This is a genomic window from Pantoea sp. SGAir0183 (genome assembly GCF_043545505.1).
In genome coordinates this window covers 3,274,505-3,292,877 of sequence record NZ_CP028053.1, presented here as the reverse complement: position 1 = coordinate 3,292,877, position 18,373 = coordinate 3,274,505, and the positions used below count along the sequence as shown (strand labels likewise).

At 52.4% G+C, this 18,373-nt stretch carries 16 protein-coding genes; 6 read left to right on the top strand and 10 right to left on the bottom strand.

Translation table 11 applies throughout. The annotated features are described in order from the left end of the window. Window positions 1-47 precede the first annotated feature (47 nt). Window positions 48-647: a protein deglycase YajL gene (gene yajL, locus C1N59_RS15380; protein ID WP_006117973.1), complete on the bottom strand. Its 600-nt coding sequence runs from the start codon at window positions 645-647 to the stop codon at window positions 48-50. After that, window positions 601-1,521, bottom strand: coding sequence for a 2-dehydropantoate 2-reductase (gene panE / locus C1N59_RS15375; RefSeq protein WP_033738652.1), 921 nt, complete (start codon window positions 1,519-1,521; stop codon window positions 601-603). The genes yajL and panE overlap by 47 nt, the downstream gene beginning before the upstream one ends. A gap of 133 nt (window positions 1,522-1,654) precedes the next feature. On the opposite strand from panE, the gene C1N59_RS15370 reads away from it, so the two are divergent. Then, on the top strand, window positions 1,655-2,146 hold the full coding sequence (locus C1N59_RS15370; protein ID WP_006117971.1) for a YajQ family cyclic di-GMP-binding protein: 492 nt from the start codon (window positions 1,655-1,657) through the stop codon (window positions 2,144-2,146). A gap of 237 nt (window positions 2,147-2,383) precedes the next feature. Here the strand turns inward: C1N59_RS15370 and C1N59_RS15365 are convergent, their stop codons facing one another. The 8 genes from C1N59_RS15365 to C1N59_RS15330 all read right to left on the bottom strand — a co-directional run bounded on the left by C1N59_RS15365 (window position 2,384) and on the right by C1N59_RS15330 (window position 11,178). After that, window positions 2,384-3,748, bottom strand: coding sequence for an MFS transporter (locus C1N59_RS15365; protein ID WP_006117970.1), 1,365 nt, complete (start codon window positions 3,746-3,748; stop codon window positions 2,384-2,386). Between the two features lie 132 nt (window positions 3,749-3,880). After that, window positions 3,881-4,768, bottom strand: a complete 888-nt coding sequence (cyoE, locus tag C1N59_RS15360; RefSeq protein ID WP_006117969.1) for a heme o synthase — start codon at window positions 4,766-4,768, stop codon at window positions 3,881-3,883. Between the two features lie 12 nt (window positions 4,769-4,780). Beyond that, window positions 4,781-5,110: a cytochrome o ubiquinol oxidase subunit IV gene (locus tag C1N59_RS15355; RefSeq protein ID WP_006117967.1), complete on the bottom strand. Its 330-nt coding sequence runs from the start codon at window positions 5,108-5,110 to the stop codon at window positions 4,781-4,783. Beyond that, a complete protein-coding gene (locus C1N59_RS15350; RefSeq protein ID WP_006117966.1) occupies window positions 5,110-5,721 on the bottom strand; it encodes a cytochrome o ubiquinol oxidase subunit III in 612 nt (203 codons plus the stop codon). Before C1N59_RS15350 ends, C1N59_RS15355 begins: the two co-directional genes overlap by 1 nt. Continuing rightward, window positions 5,721-7,703, bottom strand: coding sequence for a cytochrome o ubiquinol oxidase subunit I (gene cyoB / locus C1N59_RS15345; RefSeq protein ID WP_394549838.1), 1,983 nt, complete (start codon window positions 7,701-7,703; stop codon window positions 5,721-5,723). The genes C1N59_RS15350 and cyoB overlap by 1 nt, the downstream gene beginning before the upstream one ends. 4 nt (window positions 7,704-7,707) lie before the next feature. Then, window positions 7,708-8,634: a cytochrome o ubiquinol oxidase subunit II gene (cyoA, locus tag C1N59_RS15340; protein WP_394549837.1), complete on the bottom strand. Its 927-nt coding sequence runs from the start codon at window positions 8,632-8,634 to the stop codon at window positions 7,708-7,710. A 446-nt stretch (window positions 8,635-9,080) separates the two neighbouring features. Further along, a complete protein-coding gene (gene ampG, locus C1N59_RS15335; RefSeq protein WP_394549836.1) occupies window positions 9,081-10,553 on the bottom strand; it encodes a muropeptide MFS transporter AmpG in 1,473 nt (490 codons plus the stop codon). 46 nt (window positions 10,554-10,599) lie between these two features. Beyond that, complete coding sequence (locus C1N59_RS15330) at window positions 10,600-11,178, bottom strand: lipoprotein (protein ID WP_006117962.1); 579 nt, start codon at window positions 11,176-11,178, stop codon at window positions 10,600-10,602. 266 nt (window positions 11,179-11,444) lie between these two features. Between C1N59_RS15330 and bolA the strand changes: the two genes are divergently transcribed. The 5 genes from bolA to lon all read left to right on the top strand — a co-directional run bounded on the left by bolA (window position 11,445) and on the right by lon (window position 18,262). Continuing rightward, window positions 11,445-11,759, top strand: coding sequence for a transcriptional regulator BolA (gene bolA, locus C1N59_RS15325; RefSeq protein ID WP_006117961.1), 315 nt, complete (start codon window positions 11,445-11,447; stop codon window positions 11,757-11,759). Window positions 11,760-12,053: 294 nt separating this feature from the next. Then, window positions 12,054-13,358, top strand: a complete 1,305-nt coding sequence (gene tig / locus C1N59_RS15320) for a trigger factor (RefSeq protein WP_394549835.1) — start codon at window positions 12,054-12,056, stop codon at window positions 13,356-13,358. Window positions 13,359-13,693: 335 nt separating this feature from the next. Beyond that, entirely contained in the window at window positions 13,694-14,317 is a 624-nt protein-coding gene (gene clpP / locus C1N59_RS15315) for an ATP-dependent Clp endopeptidase proteolytic subunit ClpP (RefSeq protein WP_006117959.1), read from the top strand. A gap of 132 nt (window positions 14,318-14,449) precedes the next feature. After that, window positions 14,450-15,721, top strand: coding sequence for an ATP-dependent protease ATP-binding subunit ClpX (gene clpX / locus C1N59_RS15310; protein WP_033738665.1), 1,272 nt, complete (start codon window positions 14,450-14,452; stop codon window positions 15,719-15,721). A 186-nt stretch (window positions 15,722-15,907) separates the two neighbouring features. Next, window positions 15,908-18,262, top strand: a complete 2,355-nt coding sequence (gene lon / locus C1N59_RS15305; RefSeq protein ID WP_033738666.1) for an endopeptidase La — start codon at window positions 15,908-15,910, stop codon at window positions 18,260-18,262. The last annotated feature ends 111 nt before the right edge of the window (window positions 18,263-18,373 follow it).

The following is an 18,373-nucleotide window of genomic DNA, read 5'->3' as shown; positions in this document are numbered from 1 at the left end:
AGGGCAAGACGAGCACAGAGCGTCCGGCAGGCGTCTGAACCGGCGACTTAACTGGCCTGATAGTCGTAAATACCCGGCGCCAGCACCAGTTGTGCCGCGACCTCACGTGCTTTATCACTGCCTGCTAGCAAATCAATTAATTTCAGCGCAAAATCCATCGCCGTGCCCGGTCCCTGACTGGTGAGCAAATTGACTCGCGGATCCCAGACGACACGACGTTCCATCCATTTCTCTTCCGGTATGGTGGACTTTAAACCGGGAAACCCTGTCATATTGCCGACCGGAAACAGGTTATGCGGCACCAGTACCGTGCCAGCGGCTGCGCAGATGGCCGCAACAATACGTCCTGACAAATGAAACTGGCGTACGGTTTCAACCAACAGCGGACTGTCACGAAATGTCTCGGCTCCTTTTAGTCCGCCGGGCAGGACAATGGCATCGTAGGCGTTGTCCGCCACCTCGACCAGCGGGACGTCGGCCAGCAGGCGAACGCCGCGCGAACAGACGATTTCACGGCAGCCATCGCTTTCCACGCTGGCGGTCACCGTCTTTATCCCGCCACGGACCAGCAGATCGAGTGTGGTAACGGCTTCCGTCTCTTCACTGCCATGAGCCAGACAGACCAGTACCGAGGCGTTCGCGCCCATAATAAGACTCCTTGCGTTTAATCATGTCGTACAGCCGGGTGTTTTCAGGTAACACTAAGCCGTGAGTGCGTGCGCGACGCAGCAGAAAGCCGGTGATGTATTCAATTTCCGTCAGTCGCTGAGCGCGTATATCCTGCAGCATTGATGAGGTGTTGGCGGCGGTCGTCTCAATCACATTCAGCACCTGATCCTGCAGGCTCTGGCTGGCCACGGACTGGCCTTCACGCTCCATAACCCAACTGATTTCGTCACATAAGGTGATGATGTCGGCCTGATGCTGACGCAGTGCGCCATTCTGACAGTCGTAAACCACGCTGAGTGGGTTGATCACACAGTTTACCGCCAGCTTACGCCAGCAGGCCGCCCGGATATTGTCATGCCAGGCGACATCGGGCAGCGCTTCGTGCAGCACATCGGCGACCTCACTCCAGTGCTCGCTTTTACGGTTGCCGGGACCAATATGGGTGACGCCCGTGGCGACGTGCTTAATGACCGTGCCATCCCTCATTGCGGCGTGCGTGGTAATACCGCGTAACAGCGGCTGCGTCAGACCTTTTAATTCGCCAAGCGTGCCCATGCCATTGTGCAACAGCAAAACCGGGCAGTTTTCTGACATCACGCTTTCCAGATTTTTTACGGCCGTTGATACCTGCGGGGCTTTCAGCGTCACCAACAGCAGCTGGCTCTGCGCCAAAAACAGCGGATCGTTGGCAATGAAGGTCCGGTTCGTCACGCGCCCCAGCGGATCGATTACATTTGCTGAGCAGTAGGGCTGAGGTACGCGTAACCAGCCCTGGACATCGTGCCCGCAATGAGCAAGAGCGGTGAGCCACACCTGGCCCAATGCGCCACATCCTAATACGGTTATTTTCATGCTGCCTCCCGCTCGCGGGCTTATTATTTATGCGCTGTGGCAATGAGTTAAGTATAGCGCTACACAGTGCGATTTTATTTAGTGCCGTAAGACGCGTATTATGCATGCCAGTTTAGCCTCAGGAGAAGAAGAGATGCCATCTTTCGATATCGTTTCAGAAGTCGACATGCAGGAAGTTCGCAACGCAGTAGAGAATGCTAACCGTGAACTGTCGACGCGTTTTGATTTTCGCAACGTCACTGCCAGTTACGAACTCAATGAAAAAAATGAAACCATTAAGGTCATCAGTGAATCGGATTTTCAGGTAAAGCAGCTGGTGGATATCCTGCGCGAGAAAATGCTCAAGCGCGGTATTGAAGGCGCGGCGCTGGAAGTACCAGAAGAGATTGAACACAGCGGCAAAAGCTGGAGCGTGGATGCCAAAATGAAAAAAGGCATTGAAAGCGACGTCGCGAAAAAGCTGGTGAAGCTGATTAAAGACAGCAAGCTGAAAGTGCAGACGCAGATTCAGGGCGAATCTCTGCGCGTAACGGGTAAGTCTCGTGATGATTTACAGGGCGCAATGGCGCTGGTGCGTAATGGCAACCTGGGCCAGCCTTTCCAGTTCAAAAACTTCCGCGATTAATCTCTCCGCTCAGCACGTGAGCACAGGATGCCCTCTGAGGCATCCTGTCAGGTTGGCAGCCTGACTGTGACACCCGTCAGGCTGTCACTGATCCCCTTCCGCGACAGCAACGCTTTTGCCCTGCAAGGTGCTGACGTCCGTGACGGAATCTGCGTGACCAGAGGGACGCATTTTGCGCGGGGATAAACGGGAGGAACCGGGTTTGTCAAAGACGACAAACCCGGTGAGGGCAGGGGATTAGCCACCGCCGATAAGGGCTTCAAGCTCCGGTCGGCTGGTGATCTTACTGTCTATCTTAATGTAAGCGCTTTTTTCTTCCGGTACGATCAGCACCGCGTTCACTCCAGGCTGGGCCTTCAGGCGCTTCTCCAGGTTCGGTACTGCCAGCGCCGCATCACTCAGCACAATGCGCAGACTGCTGACGTAGGGCGGTTCCTGCATGGTCATACTGACGAACAGCCAGATTGCCGCCACAATCGCTCCCACCATAAACACAGTTTGCGCATCAAAATGACCGAACACCCAACCGCCCAGGCTTCCGCCGATCGCAACGCCCAGAAACTGGCTGGTGGAGTAAAGCCCCATTGCTGTCCCTTTGTAACCGGCAGGCGATTCCTTACTGACCAGGGAAGGCAGGATGGCTTCCATCAGGTTAAAGGCGAGGAAGAAGAGCTGTACGCCGAGCACCAGCGTCCAGAAATGGCCCTGCGCGCCCCATAAAACAATTTCTGCGATGACCATCATGCCGACACAGCCGACAAAGACGCGCTTCATTTTGCGCTTCACTTCCGCATAAATGATAAAAGGCACGACGCCCGCAAAGGCGATCAGCATGGTCGTTAAATAGACCTTCCAGTGTTCTGATGGCGGTAATCCCGCCTGTTCAAACTGGTCGGGCAGCGCAACAAAGCTCGACATCAACAGGATATGCAAAAAGAAGATGCCAAGATTCAGTTTTACCAGGCGCGGGTTGGCCAGCACTTTTTTAAAGCTGCCGCGCACCATGCCCGACTCACGGTTCAGGACATGCTGAGTGGAGGAGGGGACCACCCAAAGCGTAATGAGAATACCCAGCGTCGCCAGCGTTGCGATCATCCAGAACAGCGCATGCAGGCCCAGCGCGTGGGTCACAATCGGTCCCACCACCATCGCAATCGCAAAGGTAACGCCAAAACTGATGCCAATAAACGCCATCGCTTTGGTGCGGTTCTGTTCACGCGTTAAATCCGACAGCAGCGCCATCACGGCGGCCGCAATCGCGCCCGAACCCTGCAACGCCCGGCCAAGGATGATGCCCCAAATGGATTCCGTGCTGGCGGCAATCACGCTGCCAAGGACAAACAGCAGCAGGCCGCCCACAATCAGAGGCTTGCGTCCAATACGATCGGACAGCAGGCCAAAGGGGATCTGGAAAATGGCCTGAGCCAGGCCATAAATGCCAATGGCCAGACCGATTAAGGTTTCACTCGCTCCCTGGAGCGCCATGCCATAGGTGGTCAATACCGGCAGGACCATAAACATTCCCAGCATACGCAGGGAAAAGACCGTGCCAAGGCCCCATGTGGCGCGCAGCTCCACCGGAGTCATTTTGTTATCGTTCATTCCTACCTCTGTTGATGTGCTGCATTTATTTTAGGGAGGGAGAGTGGAAGGGTAAAACAATAGTTCTTAAGCAGTCGTAACAAAAAGAAAGGGCGCGAAAATCGCGCCCGTTTCATGCTGTTTTGGTACACATCAGCGCACGTAAGTCAGCAAATCTTTTGACGCAGGCGTCATGAAATCCACTGACATCATCACGCTCAGCGCGGTGATGGCGACGATGGAGAAGACAAACAGCTTACGTGCCCAAACCCGATCGTTTGAGGTTTTATAACCTGACAGCGCCATGCCCAGCCACCAGACGCTGACGGCAGCGGCAACGACCAGATACTTATAGCCTGCATAGCCACCCAGCGTCAGCATCAGCGTGGCAATCATAAACGCCAGGATATAAAGCGTAATATGATTTTTTGCTACAGAGATGCCTTTCACAACCGGTAAGACCGGGATGTTGGCAGCCTGGTAATCCTTAAAGCGGAAGATAGCAATCGCATAGGAGTGCGGCATCTGCCACAGGCTAAAAATCGCCAGCAGGATCAGGGCGCCCGCATCAAACTCATTGGTCACGGCACAGTAGCCAATCACCGGCGGCGCAGCGCCAGACAAGCTACCAATCAGCGTACCGTAAACCGAATGACGCTTCATATACAGGCTGTAAACGCCAACGTATACCACGAAGCCCATCACCGCCAGCCACATGGCCAGCGGGTTAGCACCGAAATACAGCAGTGCAAAGCCAGCAATACCCAACACAGTGGCATACACCAGGCTTACTTTCGCGGAGATAAGGCCTTTAACCAGCACCCGATTCCTGGTTCTTTCCATCTTGATGTCGATATCGCGGTCAATCACGTTGTTGAAGACACAACCTGACGCAACCACCAGCGACACGCCAACCAGTGAGGTGAGAAACAGGGCGTAATCAATGCTGCCCTTAGAGGCCAGCAAAAATCCGCCAATCACAGAAATTAAATTCCCGAAAATAATTCCTGGCTTTGTAACTTGCAGGTATTGCTTAAACATTACACAGACTCTTTAGTGGGGCATCATGTTGTAGTTGAGGTTCCACATGATCCACAGTGAGCCAACCACAACAATCAGGATAATGATTGCTGAGAAGACAATGGCCACCATGTTCCAGCCGCCCTCAGATTTGCTGTCCAGATGCAGGAAGTAAACCAGGTGAACCAGCACCTGAACGACTGCACAGACCAGCACAACGCCGAGGATGGTTCCATGAGAAGCACTACCATCCATTACCATCCAGAACGGGATTGCCGTCAGGATGATAGAGAGGATGAAGCCGATCATGTAAGACTTCACGCTACCGTGTGATGCACCATGTTCGTTAACAGAATGACTCATTACATGGCTCCCATCAGATAAACAACGGTAAACACGCAGATCCAAACCACGTCCAGGAAGTGCCAGAACAGGCTCAGACACATGATACGGGTACGGTTAGTGGCGTTCAGACCGCGTTTCGCGATCTGGAACATCAGCACGGCCATCCAGATCAGACCCGAGGTCACGTGCAGACCGTGCGTACCGACCAGTGTAAAGAAGCCGGACAGGAAGCCACTACGGTTTGGACCGAAGCCTTCAGCAATCAGGTGATGGAATTCATAGATTTCCATCCCGATAAAGCCCGCACCAAACAGGAAGGTCAACGCCAGCCAGCCGATAACGGCGCCTTTATTTTCCTTGTTCATGGCGATAACAGCCATGCCGTAGGTGATGGAGCTTAATAACAGCAGGGCGGTTTCAACCAGCACGAACGGCAGTTCAAAGATATCTTTGCCTGCCGGGCCGCCGGCGGTGTTGTTAACCATAACTGCATAGGTCGCAAACAGGGTTGCAAAGATAATGCAGTCACTCATCAGGTAGATCCAGAAGCCAAAGACTTTATTGGCTCCTGCATCGTGATGCCCATGCTCCGCATGGGCGTCGTGGTGGTGTTTTACGGTAGTTGACATTATTTCAGACCTGCTTTGCTGATTTCGTCAAAGTGCTGCTTTTCAATCTTCTCTACTTCGGCAACAGGAACGTAGTAGTCCACGTCTTCGTCGAAGCTCTTCACGATCCAGCTTACGATCATGCCGAGGAAAGTAAGACCTGCCAGCCACCAGATATGCCAGATCATCGCAAAACCGAAGATGGTCGCAAACGCGGCAATTACAATCGCAGCACCGCTGTTTTTTGGCATATGAATTTCTTCATATTTAGCCGGCTGCTTGTACGCTTCGCCTTTCTCTTTCATTTCCCAGAAAGCGTCACGCTCATGCACATGCGGGATAACAGCAAAGTTATAGAACGGCGGTGGTGAAGAGGTTGCCCACTCCAGCGTACGGCCACCCCACGGATCGCCAGTCAGGTCACGGTTCTGGTCGCGGTCACGTACAGACACGTAGAACATGATCAGCTGACAAACAATACCGCAGGCAATCAGACCCGCACCTACCGCTGCAACAACCAGCAGAGAGTGGAACTGAGGATCGATATCCTGGCTCAGACGACGGGTCATTCCCATGAAGCCCAGTGCGTACAGCGGCATAAAGGCAACGAAGAAGCCGATGATCCAGAACCAGAAAGCACGTTTGCCCCAGGTTTCGTTCAGGGTAAAGCCGAAGGCTTTCGGGAACCAGTAGGTCACACCCGCCATACAACCGAATACCACACCACCGATAATCACGTTATGGAAGTGCGCAATCAGGAACAGACTGTTGTGCAGGACAAAGTCAGCGCCCGGAACGGCCAGCAGAACACCGGTCATACCACCCACAGAGAAGGTGACCAGGAAGCCTACGGTCCACAGCATCGCAGAGTGCATCTGAATGCGACCCTGATACATGGTGAACAGCCAGTTAAAGATTTTAACCCCGGTTGGAATCGCGATGATCATCGTCATGATACCGAAGAAGGCGTTAACGTTGGCACCGGCACCCATGGTGAAGAAGTGGTGCAGCCAGACGATGAACGACAACACGGTAATGGCGATGGTCGCCCAGACCAGTGAGGTATAACCAAACAGACGTTTTTTCGAGAAGGTGGCCGTGACTTCGGAGAAGACACCAAACACCGGCAGAACAAGAATGTACACCTCTGGGTGACCCCAGACCCAGATCAGGTTGACGTACATCATCATGTTACCGCCCATATCATTAGTAAAGAAATGGAAGTCGAGGTAACGATCAAGTGTCAACAGCGCCAGAGTCACGGTCAGAACCGGGAACGCAGCGATGATCAGGACGTTGGTGCACAGCGCAGCCCAGGTAAAGACGGGCATTTTGAACAGGTCCATGCCCGGCGCACGCATCTTCAGAATGGTCACGAAGAAGTTAATACCGGTCAGGGTTGTACCAATACCGGAAAGCTGGAGACTCCAGATCCAGTAATCCACCCCCACGCCGGGACTGTATTCTGCCCCCGACAGCGGTGGATAGGCCAGCCAGCCAGTTTGCGCGAATTCGCCGACACCCAGAGACAGGTTAACCAGAATCACACCGATTGCGGTAAACCAGAAGCTCAGGTTGTTCAGGAACGGGAAGGCAACGTCACGCGCACCGATTTGCAACGGTACGGCAATGTTCATCAGGCCCACCACGAATGGCATCGCCACGAAGAAGATCATGATTACGCCGTGAGCGGTAAAGATCTGGTCGTAGTGATGAGGGGGCAATATGCCTGCTTCCCCGGAGGAAGCCAGAACCTGTTGGGTACGCATCATCACGGCGTCAGCAAAGCCGCGCAGCAGCATAACGAACGCCATGATGATATACATGATACCCAGTTTTTTATGGTCGATTGACGTCAGCCATTCAGACCACAGATATTTCCACTTACCAAAGTAGGTGATGGCAGAGACGATCGCCAGACCTGCAATGATGATGCCGGCAACCGTAACCATGATAATCGGTTCATGGTAGGGCACTGCATCCAGAGTTAATTTTCCGAACATCGTATTATTCCTCGGCTCCCGCGGTAGCGGTGTGACTCATGTCCATGCCTTTGTGTTCAGACATGTCCATTTTCCCGTGGCTATTCATGAACTTGTTAATGACCTGCAAGAACAGTTCAGGATTAGCTGAAGAGAAATATTCCACCGGGTGATTTTCGCTTGGCACAGCCACTTTCTCGAAATCATCCATCGTCATCAGCGTGTTAGGTGCCGCTTTTACTTTGGCAACCCACTGCTGGAACTCCGCATCGTCTTTGGTTGCAATGGCTTTGAACTTCATGCCAGAGAAACCGCGACCACTGAAGTTGGCGGAAATACCGTCGAAAGTTCCTGGCTCGTTGGCAATCAGGTGCAGTTTGGTCTGCATGCCCGCCATCGCGTAGATCTGGCTACCGAGCGTAGGAATAAAGAAGGAGTTCATGACGGAGTTGGAGGTGATTTTGAAGTTAACCGGGGTGTTTGCCGGGAAGGCAATCTGGTTAACTGTCGCAATACCTTGTTCTGGATAAATGAATAACCATTTCCAGTCCAGAGCAACGACGTCAATTTCAACCGGTTTCACGTCAGAGACCAGGGGTTTGCTTGGCTCCAGCGCATGGGTTGATTTCCAGGTCAGTACACCAAGGAAAACGATGATCAGGATCGGAATGGTCCAGACCACAGCTTCCACTTTATTGGAGTGTGACCAGTTAGGGCTGTACTTAGCATTCGTGTTCGACGCCCGATATTTCCAGGCAAACACGACTGCCATTAAGACTGCAGGAATCACGACGATCATCATCAGACCAAAAGCGGTCAGTATCAGCGAACGTTGCTCCAGCGCAATCTGTCCTTTGGGATTTAACAATGCATTATCGCAGCCACTCATTAATAAAGTGCCTGCGATTAATGACAAAATCCCCAAACTTTTATTGTATTTACTGAGTCTCATTTAACGACCTCAATGACAAAGGGCTCTATTGTCGTTTAAGTGTGCGCGCATTTTACGGGAAGGTTTATGCAGTGTAAACCAGCTTAAGGATGTGTCAGAACCATGTTGACACCTTTTGCTAAGGGTGTCACAGATGTTGTTCTCGGTGACAAATTATTAACGTGGACAAGCAGTTGGCAGTAATATAACAAAAAGAGATGGATGCGGGGTTAAACAAAAGTAGGAAAGGAATAACCCTGACTTTTAATACTCAATTATTTAACAATATTGCATCATTTTTTCTCTAATTTTTAACTTAATTAATTGCGTACCGGATTTAAATATCTTGCCCGAAGCGCGCACATGATAAAAATATTTTTTGTAAATTGACACGCAAAGACAAATTAGGTGCGCTTAACCAATTGGCTGAAATGGCACCTGCGACTGTGCGATTATGAGGCAAAAGGTCAATTCCCGGCCTTTCTCAATGCGCGATAATCCAGCACCACACCGGACAGCACACCGCAAAGCGCCAGCGCCATACCGGCTTCAAACAGCGGAGCCAGCCACGTCGAAAGCGTGAGCATACCCGTTGCATTCAGCGCCAGCGACAGCAGCCACAGCGCCAGTAACCCGCATCCGCCTGCAAACAGCCGTTTCGTCCAGCGGTAGCCTGTGGAAAAATAGCGGCGCGGCAAAAACTGGCCGGTTTTTTGGATAAAGTCCAGTGTACCGCGACAAAAAGCCAGCAGGGCCAGGCCCGGCAGACCGGCAAAAACGGTAAAGGCGTAGAACGTTGGCCAGCCCCAGATCTCGACCAGATAACCGGCTGCAGGTCCCACGTAAACCCGGCCTACCGCTGAAAGCGCAGACAGCAGGGCGAACTGCGTCGCCGAGAAGGACTTATTACACAGCGTCATCAGCAGCGCGACAAACGCAGCGGTTCCCATTCCGCCACACAGGTTCTCAATAAAGACCGCGCTCGCCATGCTCCAGAGGTGTTTGTCGGTGACCGCCAGCAGCCAGTAGCCGAAATTCGACACCGCCTGGAGCAGGCCAAAAATCATTAACGCGCGAAACAGGCTCAGGCGTTGCATCAGCATGCCGCCATAAAGCGCGCCAATGATGGTCGCCAGCAAGCCCAGCGTTTTGTTTACCAGCCCGACGTCGCCCGGATTAAATCCCACGCCGCGAATCAAAAAGGTGGTGGTGAGAGAGGCGGCAAATGCATCGCCGAGCTTGTAAAGAATGATGAGCGTGATCAGCAGCCAGGCGTTGTTGCGATTAAAAAAATCGTGCAGAGGATCGACAACCGCCTGACGTAGCGTGCGCGGCGCGGCCTGCGCGTTGTCCGGCTCTTTGGCAAGACAGGTTGCGATAAGACAGGGCAGCAGGAGCAGGGCCATGAGCCAGTAAGTCGCCTCCCAGCCGAGATAGCGATCGGCCAGCCACAGCGCCAGACCGCCCGATATCAACATTGCCAGGCGATAGCCTAACACCGTGATGGCAGCGCCACTTCCGCGTTCTTCCGGCGGCAACACATCCGTTTTCCAGGCATCGAAGACGATATCCTGTGACGCAGAACAGAATGCAATCAGTACCGCCAGTGCCGCCATCAGGGTTAAATCCCGGCTGGGCTGCAAAAAGCCCATTGCCACAATGCTGGCCACCAGTGTCAGTTGCGTAATGAGCAACCAGCCTCTGCGCCGACCGAGAAGCGGCGGCGTGAAGCGATCCATCATGGGGGACCAGAGAAACTTAAACACATAGGCCTGGCCCACCAGTGAAAAGAATCCGATGGTTTTCAAATCGATATTATCAACCGTCATCCACGCCTGCAGCGTCCCGCTGGTTAAGGCCAGAGGCAAACCTGATGCGAATCCCAGAAGGAGTAAAATGGCTGCATTTTTTTGGCGGAAGACACGGAAGTAGTGATTCATACTGACCTTAAAAAGTGCCCGGCCGGGTGCCGGGCAAAAGACCTGATTAACGGGCGTTTTGTTTGATGAAGTCGTTGACGCTGGTGTCCTGCGCCATATCGGCGATCACGTCGCTCAGCGTAGAATTCACCGCATTGGTGATTTTCTGATTGGTGGCGCTGAAAGCCCCTTCTACGCTGTAGGTCTGGCGGTAATTTTTAATCTGTTTATTGCCATTTTTCGCGGTCGCCACGATAGAGATATCCGCCTTGGTGGTAATGCTGTAACGCACATCACCCTGGGTGACGTCGGCATACAGATTATTGACGATGATTTGCAGATCAACCGCGCCATTAGGACCGACCATATAGCCGCGCGCTGTCATTTGTTTCTCCAGCACTTCCTGGAGTAAGAAACGCAGATCGCGCGACGGGGTCAGGCTGACCAATTGTCCATCGCGATTAACTTTTGCCAGCGCCTGATCGCGACGCTGATCGGCGCCGTTGATACTCACCGTAATGCCCATCAGGCTCGGATCGCGCTGTGGCAGCTGAATCTTAGGTTGAATGGTCAATGTGTTGTTGCTGGAAGCGCAACCGGCCAGGATAAAAGCAGCCAGCAGCGGGAATAACAGTTTTTTCAACATACGCTTTCTCGTTAGTGTCATGGGTTGGTGTGCAAAAACTGCGGCCATCATAGCAAAGCGGTGCAGTGAATAAAGTCCTTTGCCACAAGGTAAACCGCGCAAGGCGCTTTTTCTTGCTCTCTACCTTTTCATATTCCCCGCCTGACAAGGCACAAGCGAAGAGGGCGACGGAGTGATAATATTGCGTCCGCTGTCGCGTTGCGCAGCCAAAAACGGACTAATATTTAAACAGATGGGGCACAGCGCTCGCCATTGAGGGTAAAACCATGATTCGAGAACAGATAGAAGAGAAGCTGCGCCTGGCTTTTGAGCCGGCTCATCTGGAAGTGCATGATGAAAGCTACCGACACAATGTGCCTGCCGGTTCTGAAAGCCATTTCAAAGTGGTGATTGTCAGCGACGTTTTTACCGGTCAGCGTTTTCTCGCCCGCCATCGCGCAATTTATGGTGAACTCAGTGCTGAGCTGGCGGGAAGTGTTCACGCACTGGCCTTGCATACTTATACCCTGAAAGAGTGGGAAGGATTGCAGGATACGGTACTCGCTTCGCCGAACTGTCGCGGTGCGGGCACACTCGCATAACACCCTCTCTTTTTAAACGGCCTGCGGGCCGTTTTTGTGTTTTATCCTTGCTAAACGCGTTACCTGGCTCAAAAAAGCAGCAAACTCCCTGAAAAGTGGTGACTTAGCGTCCTCGACTCATCTCAGTGATGCCGCTATAATGCTGCGTCTATTTTTCCGGAATGTCTTCGGGACGCTTCTGGTAACAGGGATCAGGTTCTCTTCACGGAAGCCGTCCCGGTTGTTAGATACGGCGCATTAATTAATGTGTGGTGTCTGAAGTTGACCGAGCACGTGATTTTTTGAGGTAACAAGATGCAAGTTTCTGTAGAAACCACTCAGGGCCTGGGCCGTCGCATTACGATTACTGTCGCAGCTGACAGCATCGAAAGCGCCGTTAAAAAAGAACTGGTGGATGTGGCGAAGAAAGTCCGTATCGATGGTTTCCGTAAAGGCAAAGTGCCCATGAACATCGTCGCGCAGCGCTTCGGTGCTTCTGTGCGCCAGGACGTGCTGGGCGATCTGATGACGCGTAACTTTGTTGACGCCATCATCAAAGAGAAGATCAATCCGGCTGGCGCGCCTAACTATGTGCCAGGCGAATATAAAGAAGGTCAGGACTTCACCTATGCGGTTGAGTTCGAAGTGTATCCAGAAGTTGAGCTGAAAGGCCTGGAAAACATCGAAGTTGAAAAGCCTCAGGTCGAAGTGACCGACGCCGATGTCGATACCATGCTGGAAACGCTGCGCAAGCAGCAGGCTAACTGGATTGAAACCGACGCTGCAGCGGGTGCTGAAGACCGCGCTACCCTCGATTTCACCGGTTCTGTTGACGGCGAAGAATTCGAAGGCGGTAAAGCATCTGACTTCGTTCTGGCCATGGGCCAGGGCCGTATGATCCCAGGCTTTGAAGAAGGCGTTGTGGGTCACAAAGCAGGCGAAACCTTCACTATCGACGTGAAATTCCCTGACGACTACCACGCGGAAAACCTGAAAGGGAAAGACGCGAAGTTCGAGATCGTGCTGAAGAAAGTGGAAACGCGCGAACTGCCAGAACTGACCGAAGAATTCATCAAGCGTTTCGGCGTGGAAGATGGTTCGGTTGCGGGCCTGCGTGCGGAAGTGCGTAAGAACATGGAACGTGAGCTGAAAGGCGCGATTCGTAACCGCGTGAAGACACAGGCTATCGACGGTCTGGTTGAAGCGAACCCTATTGATGTGCCTGCTGCGCTGATCGACAGCGAAATCGACGTTCTGCGTCGTCAGGCTGCACAACGCTTTGGTGGTAACGAGAAGCAAGCGCTGGAACTGCCACGCGAACTGTTTGAAGAGCAGGCGAAGCGTCGCGTTGTGGTCGGTCTGCTGCTGGGCGAAGTGATTCGCACGCACGAACTGAAAGCCGATGAAGATCGCGTTAAAGTGCTGATCGAAGAAATGGCGTCTGCTTACGAAGATCCGCAGGAAGTGATCGAGTTCTACAGCAAAAATAACGAGCTGATGAACAACATGCGCAATGTGGCGCTGGAAGAGCAGGCGGTTGAAGCTGTGCTGGCGAAAGCCAAAGTTTCTGAAAAAGAAACTAACTTCCAGGAACTGATGAATCAGACCGCTCAGGCCTGATCGTCCGTTTAACCCCTTGTGCTAAAGCCCGCGCCTGAAAAGTCGCGGGCTTTTTTCTGTAATACGCTTTCTGGCAACGGGTCTGTCGCTATTTGATTAATTTTTAGGCGAATTGTTCACGCATCGCTTTTTCCGGGTTAGCGATTGATGAAAAGGTTGTTATGCTTGAAACAACTGAGCACTATCCCAAGATAGAGGGAGTATGCAAAAAACAGTTCGGCTGACTGATTAACCGTCCTGATGTTGTCGGTAAGAGGCAGAGCATAGTTTTTGTTGCTCGTCTTACGTAAAATCGGTACAGAATGTTGCCAATGAAATTTATCCAGGAGACGGTAATGTCATACAGTGGCGATCGTGAGTTTACTGCACCGCACAATGCGTTGGTGCCAATGGTGGTCGAGCAAACCTCGCGCGGCGAGCGTTCATACGACATCTATTCCCGTCTGCTTAAAGAGCGCGTTATCTTCTTAACCGGCCAGGTAGAAGATCACATGGCTAACCTGATTGTGGCCCAGATGCTGTTTCTGGAAGCGGAGAACCCGGAAAAAGATATTTACCTTTATATCAACTCACCGGGTGGCGTCATTACGGCTGGCATGTCAATTTATGACACCATGAAGTTTATCAAGCCTGACGTCAGCACCATTTGTATGGGCCAGGCCTGCTCAATGGGGGCTTTCCTGCTGACAGCCGGGACGAAAGGCAAGCGTTTCTGCCTGCCAAACTCACGCGTGATGATTCACCAACCGCTGGGTGGCTATCAGGGACAGGCGACCGACATTGAGATTCATGCGCGTGAAATTTTGAAAGTGAAGCAGCGCATGAACGAGCTGATGGCGGAACATACCGGTAAGTCACTGGAAGAAATTGAGCGTGACACTGAGCGTGACCGTTTCCTCTCCGCCAGCGAAGCGGTAGAGTATGGATTGGTCGATTCAATCCTGACGCATCGCCAATAAGCCCTAACTTCACCTTGTCTCTGGTCTATAGTTAACAGGACAAGATAATGACGGGTTGAATGAACATCGGCCGTGTACCCACGGCCAGTGCTGTACGGCTGGTACGGCCTGAGAACAAGAAGAGGTTAACTGATGACAGATAAGCGCAAAGACGGTTCAGGAAAGTTGCTGTACTGCTCTTTTTGCGGCAAAAGCCAGCATGAAGTGCGTAAGCTGATTGCCGGGCCGTCAGTGTATATCTGCGATGAGTGCGTTGATCTGTGTAACGACATTATTCGCGAAGAGATTAAAGAGGTTGCCCCGCATCGCGAACGTAGTGCGCTGCCTACGCCGCATGAGATCCGCCATCACCTCGACGATTACGTTATTGGTCAGGAACGGGCCAAAAAAGTCCTGGCCGTGGCGGTGTACAACCACTACAAACGTTTACGCAACGGGGATACCAGCAACGGTATCGAACTGGGCAAAAGTAACATTCTGCTGATCGGTCCGACCGGTAGCGGTAAAACGTTGCTGGCTGAAACCCTGGCCCGTTTACTGGATGTGCCTTTTACCATGGCGGATGCAACCACGCTGACCGAAGCCGGTTATGTGGGGGAAGACGTCGAAAATATCATCCAGAAGCTGCTGCAAAAATGTGACTACGATGTGCAGAAAGCCCAACGTGGTATCGTCTATATCGATGAAATCGATAAAATTTCACGTAAATCAGACAACCCATCGATCACCCGCGACGTATCGGGTGAGGGTGTGCAGCAGGCGTTACTGAAGTTGATTGAAGGCACCGTCGCCGCTGTGCCGCCGCAGGGTGGCCGTAAGCATCCGCAGCAGGAGTTTTTGCAGGTCGATACCTCTAAGATTCTGTTTATCTGTGGTGGCGCCTTCGCCGGTCTGGATAAGGTTATCTCGCAGCGCGTTGAAACCGGTTCAGGCATTGGCTTTGGCGCAACGGTGAAAGGTAAATCACAGAAGGCAACAGAAGGCGAGTTACTGGCGCAATGTGAGCCGGAAGATCTGATCAAATTTGGCCTGATCCCAGAATTCATTGGCCGCCTGCCTGTGGTAGCCACGCTCAATGAACTGAGTGAGGAAGCGCTGATTCAGATTCTGCGTGAGCCGAAAAACGCACTCACCAAGCAGTATCAGGCGTTGTTTAACCTGGAAGGCGTTGAGCTGGAGTTCCGTGACGAAGCCCTGACGGCGATTGCTAAAAAGGCGATGTCACGTAAAACCGGTGCGCGCGGTCTGCGTTCTATCGTGGAAGGCGCGCTGCTCGAAACCATGTACGATCTGCCGTCCATGGAAGATGTCGAGAAAGTGGTGATTGATGAGTCGGTGATTGAAGGTCAGTCTGAACCCATGCTGATTTATGGCAAGCACGAAGCTCAGGCTTCTGGCGAATAAATAAACAAATCGTCCACATTGTGCCATCTATAAAGGGGAAAATCTTTCCCCTTTTGCATTTCTCACCGTTGTGACATTGAATGTCTGACAATCATCCCCATATACTCAGACACCTGTGGGTTTGACCGCACACCTGCCTGATGCGGTACCCATCACCTTGCGGACACTAAACTAAGAGAGAGCTCTATGAATCCTGAGCGTTCTGAACGCATTGAAATCCCCGTCCTGCCGTTGCGCGACGTGGTAGTTTATCCGCACATGGTAATTCCGTTGTTTGTTGGCCGGGAAAAATCAATTCGGTGCCTCGAAGCCGCAATGGATCATGATAAAAAGATCATGCTGGTCGCACAGAAAGAGGCTTCAACGGATGAACCTGGCATAAACGATCTTTTTTCAGTGGGTACCATTGCCTCCGTACTGCAGATGTTAAAACTGCCAGACGGAACGGTAAAAGTGCTGGTTGAAGGTTTACAGCGTGCCAATATCACTACGCTGGCTGACAACGGTGACCATTTTGTCGCCCAGGCGGAATATCTGGTCTCTCCGGAGATTGAAGAGCGCGAGCAGGAAGTGCTGGTGCGCACGGCGATCAATCAGTTTGAAGGCTATATCAAACTGAATAAAAAGATCCCGCCTGAGGTCTTAACGTCACTGAACAATATTGATGATGCGGCGCGCCTGGCGGATACGGTGGCGGCGCACATGCCATTAAAACTCGCGGATAAACAGTCAGTGCTGGAGATGTCAGACGTCAATGAACGTCTGGAATATCTGATGGCCATGATGGAATCTGAAATCGATCTGCTGCAGGTTGAGAAACGCATTCGCAATCGCGTCAAAAAGCAGATGGAAAAGAGCCAGCGTGAGTACTACCTGAATGAGCAGATGAAGGCCATTCAGAAAGAGCTGGGCGAGATGGATGATACGCCTGACGAGTACGAAGCGTTAAAACGTAAAATCGATGCGGCCAAAATGCCGCAGGAAGCGCGTGAGAAAGCTGAAGCAGAACTGCAGAAGCTAAAAATGATGTCGCCGATGTCTGCCGAGGCGACCGTGGTGCGCGGCTATATCGACTGGATGGTTCAGGTTCCGTGGAATGCGCGCAGCAAAGTGAAGAAAGATCTGCGCAAAGCCCAGGAAACGCTGGATACCGACCATTATGGCCTGGAACGCGTCAAAGACCGCATCCTTGAGTACCTTGCGGTGCAAAGTCGCGTCAGCAAAATTAAAGGGCCGATTCTGTGTCTGGTGGGACCGCCGGGCGTGGGTAAAACCTCGCTGGGTCAGTCTATTGCGAAAGCAACCGGGCGTAAGTATGTACGCATGGCCCTCGGCGGCGTGCGGGATGAAGCGGAAATTCGCGGTCATCGCCGTACCTATATTGGCTCTATGCCGGGCAAGTTGATTCAGAAGATGGCGAAAGTCGGCGTGAAAAACCCGCTGTTCCTGTTGGATGAAATCGACAAAATGTCGTCGGATATGCGCGGCGATCCGGCCTCAGCGCTGCTGGAAGTACTGGATCCTGAACAGAACATCGCCTTTAACGACCACTATCTGGAAGTCGATTACGATCTGTCTGATGTGATGTTTGTGGCGACGTCGAACTCCATGAACATTCCGGCTCCACTGCTGGATCGTATGGAAGTGATTCGTCTTTCTGGCTATACCGAGGACGAAAAACTCAATATCGCCAAGCAGCATCTCCTGCCGAAGCAGATTGAGCGTAACGCCCTGAAGTCGTCTGAGATCACCGTCGAAGACAGCGCCATCATTGGCATCATTCGTTACTACACGCGTGAAGCCGGTGTGCGTAGCCTGGAACGTGAACTGTCCAAGCTGTGCCGTAAAGCAGTGAAAACGCTGCTCATGGACAAAACCAAAAAGCACATCACCATTAATGGTGAAAACCTGAAGGATTTCCTTGGGGTGCAGCGTTTTGACTATGGCCGCGCCGACAGCGAAAACCGCGTGGGTCAGGTAACAGGTCTGGCCTGGACGGAAGTGGGTGGCGATTTGCTGACCATTGAAACCGCCTGTGTACCGGGTAAAGGCAAGCTGACTTATACCGGTTCGCTGGGCGAAGTCATGCAGGAATCCATTCAGGCCGCGCTGACTGTCGTCCGCGCCCGGGCGGAAAAACTGGGTATCAATGGCGATTTCTATGAAAAACGCGATATCCATGTGCACGTACCGGAAGGCGCGACGCCGAAAGATGGTCCCAGTGCCGGTATTGCCATGTGTACTGCCCTGGTGTCCTGCCTGACCGGTAACCCGGTGCGTTCAAACGTCGCGATGACCGGCGAGATCACCCTGCGTGGTCAGGTCCTGCCTATCGGCGGGCTGAAAGAGAAGCTGCTGGCGGCACACCGCGGTGGTATTAAAGTGGTGCTGATCCCGGACGAAAACAAACGCGATCTGGAAGAAATTCCTCAGAACGTGATTGCCGATCTGGAAATTCATCCGGTCAAACGTATTGAGGAAGTGCTGAACCTGGCACTGGAAAACGCGCCTTACGGTATGCAGGTAGCTACCGCAAAATAGTGATTAATGGCATAAAGCGTTAAAAAGCCGCGCTGGCAACACCAATTGGTGCTTGCCAGCTTTTTTTTGTCCCGCTAATTTAGGTGGCTGCTGAAGCGATGTTATAAGAGG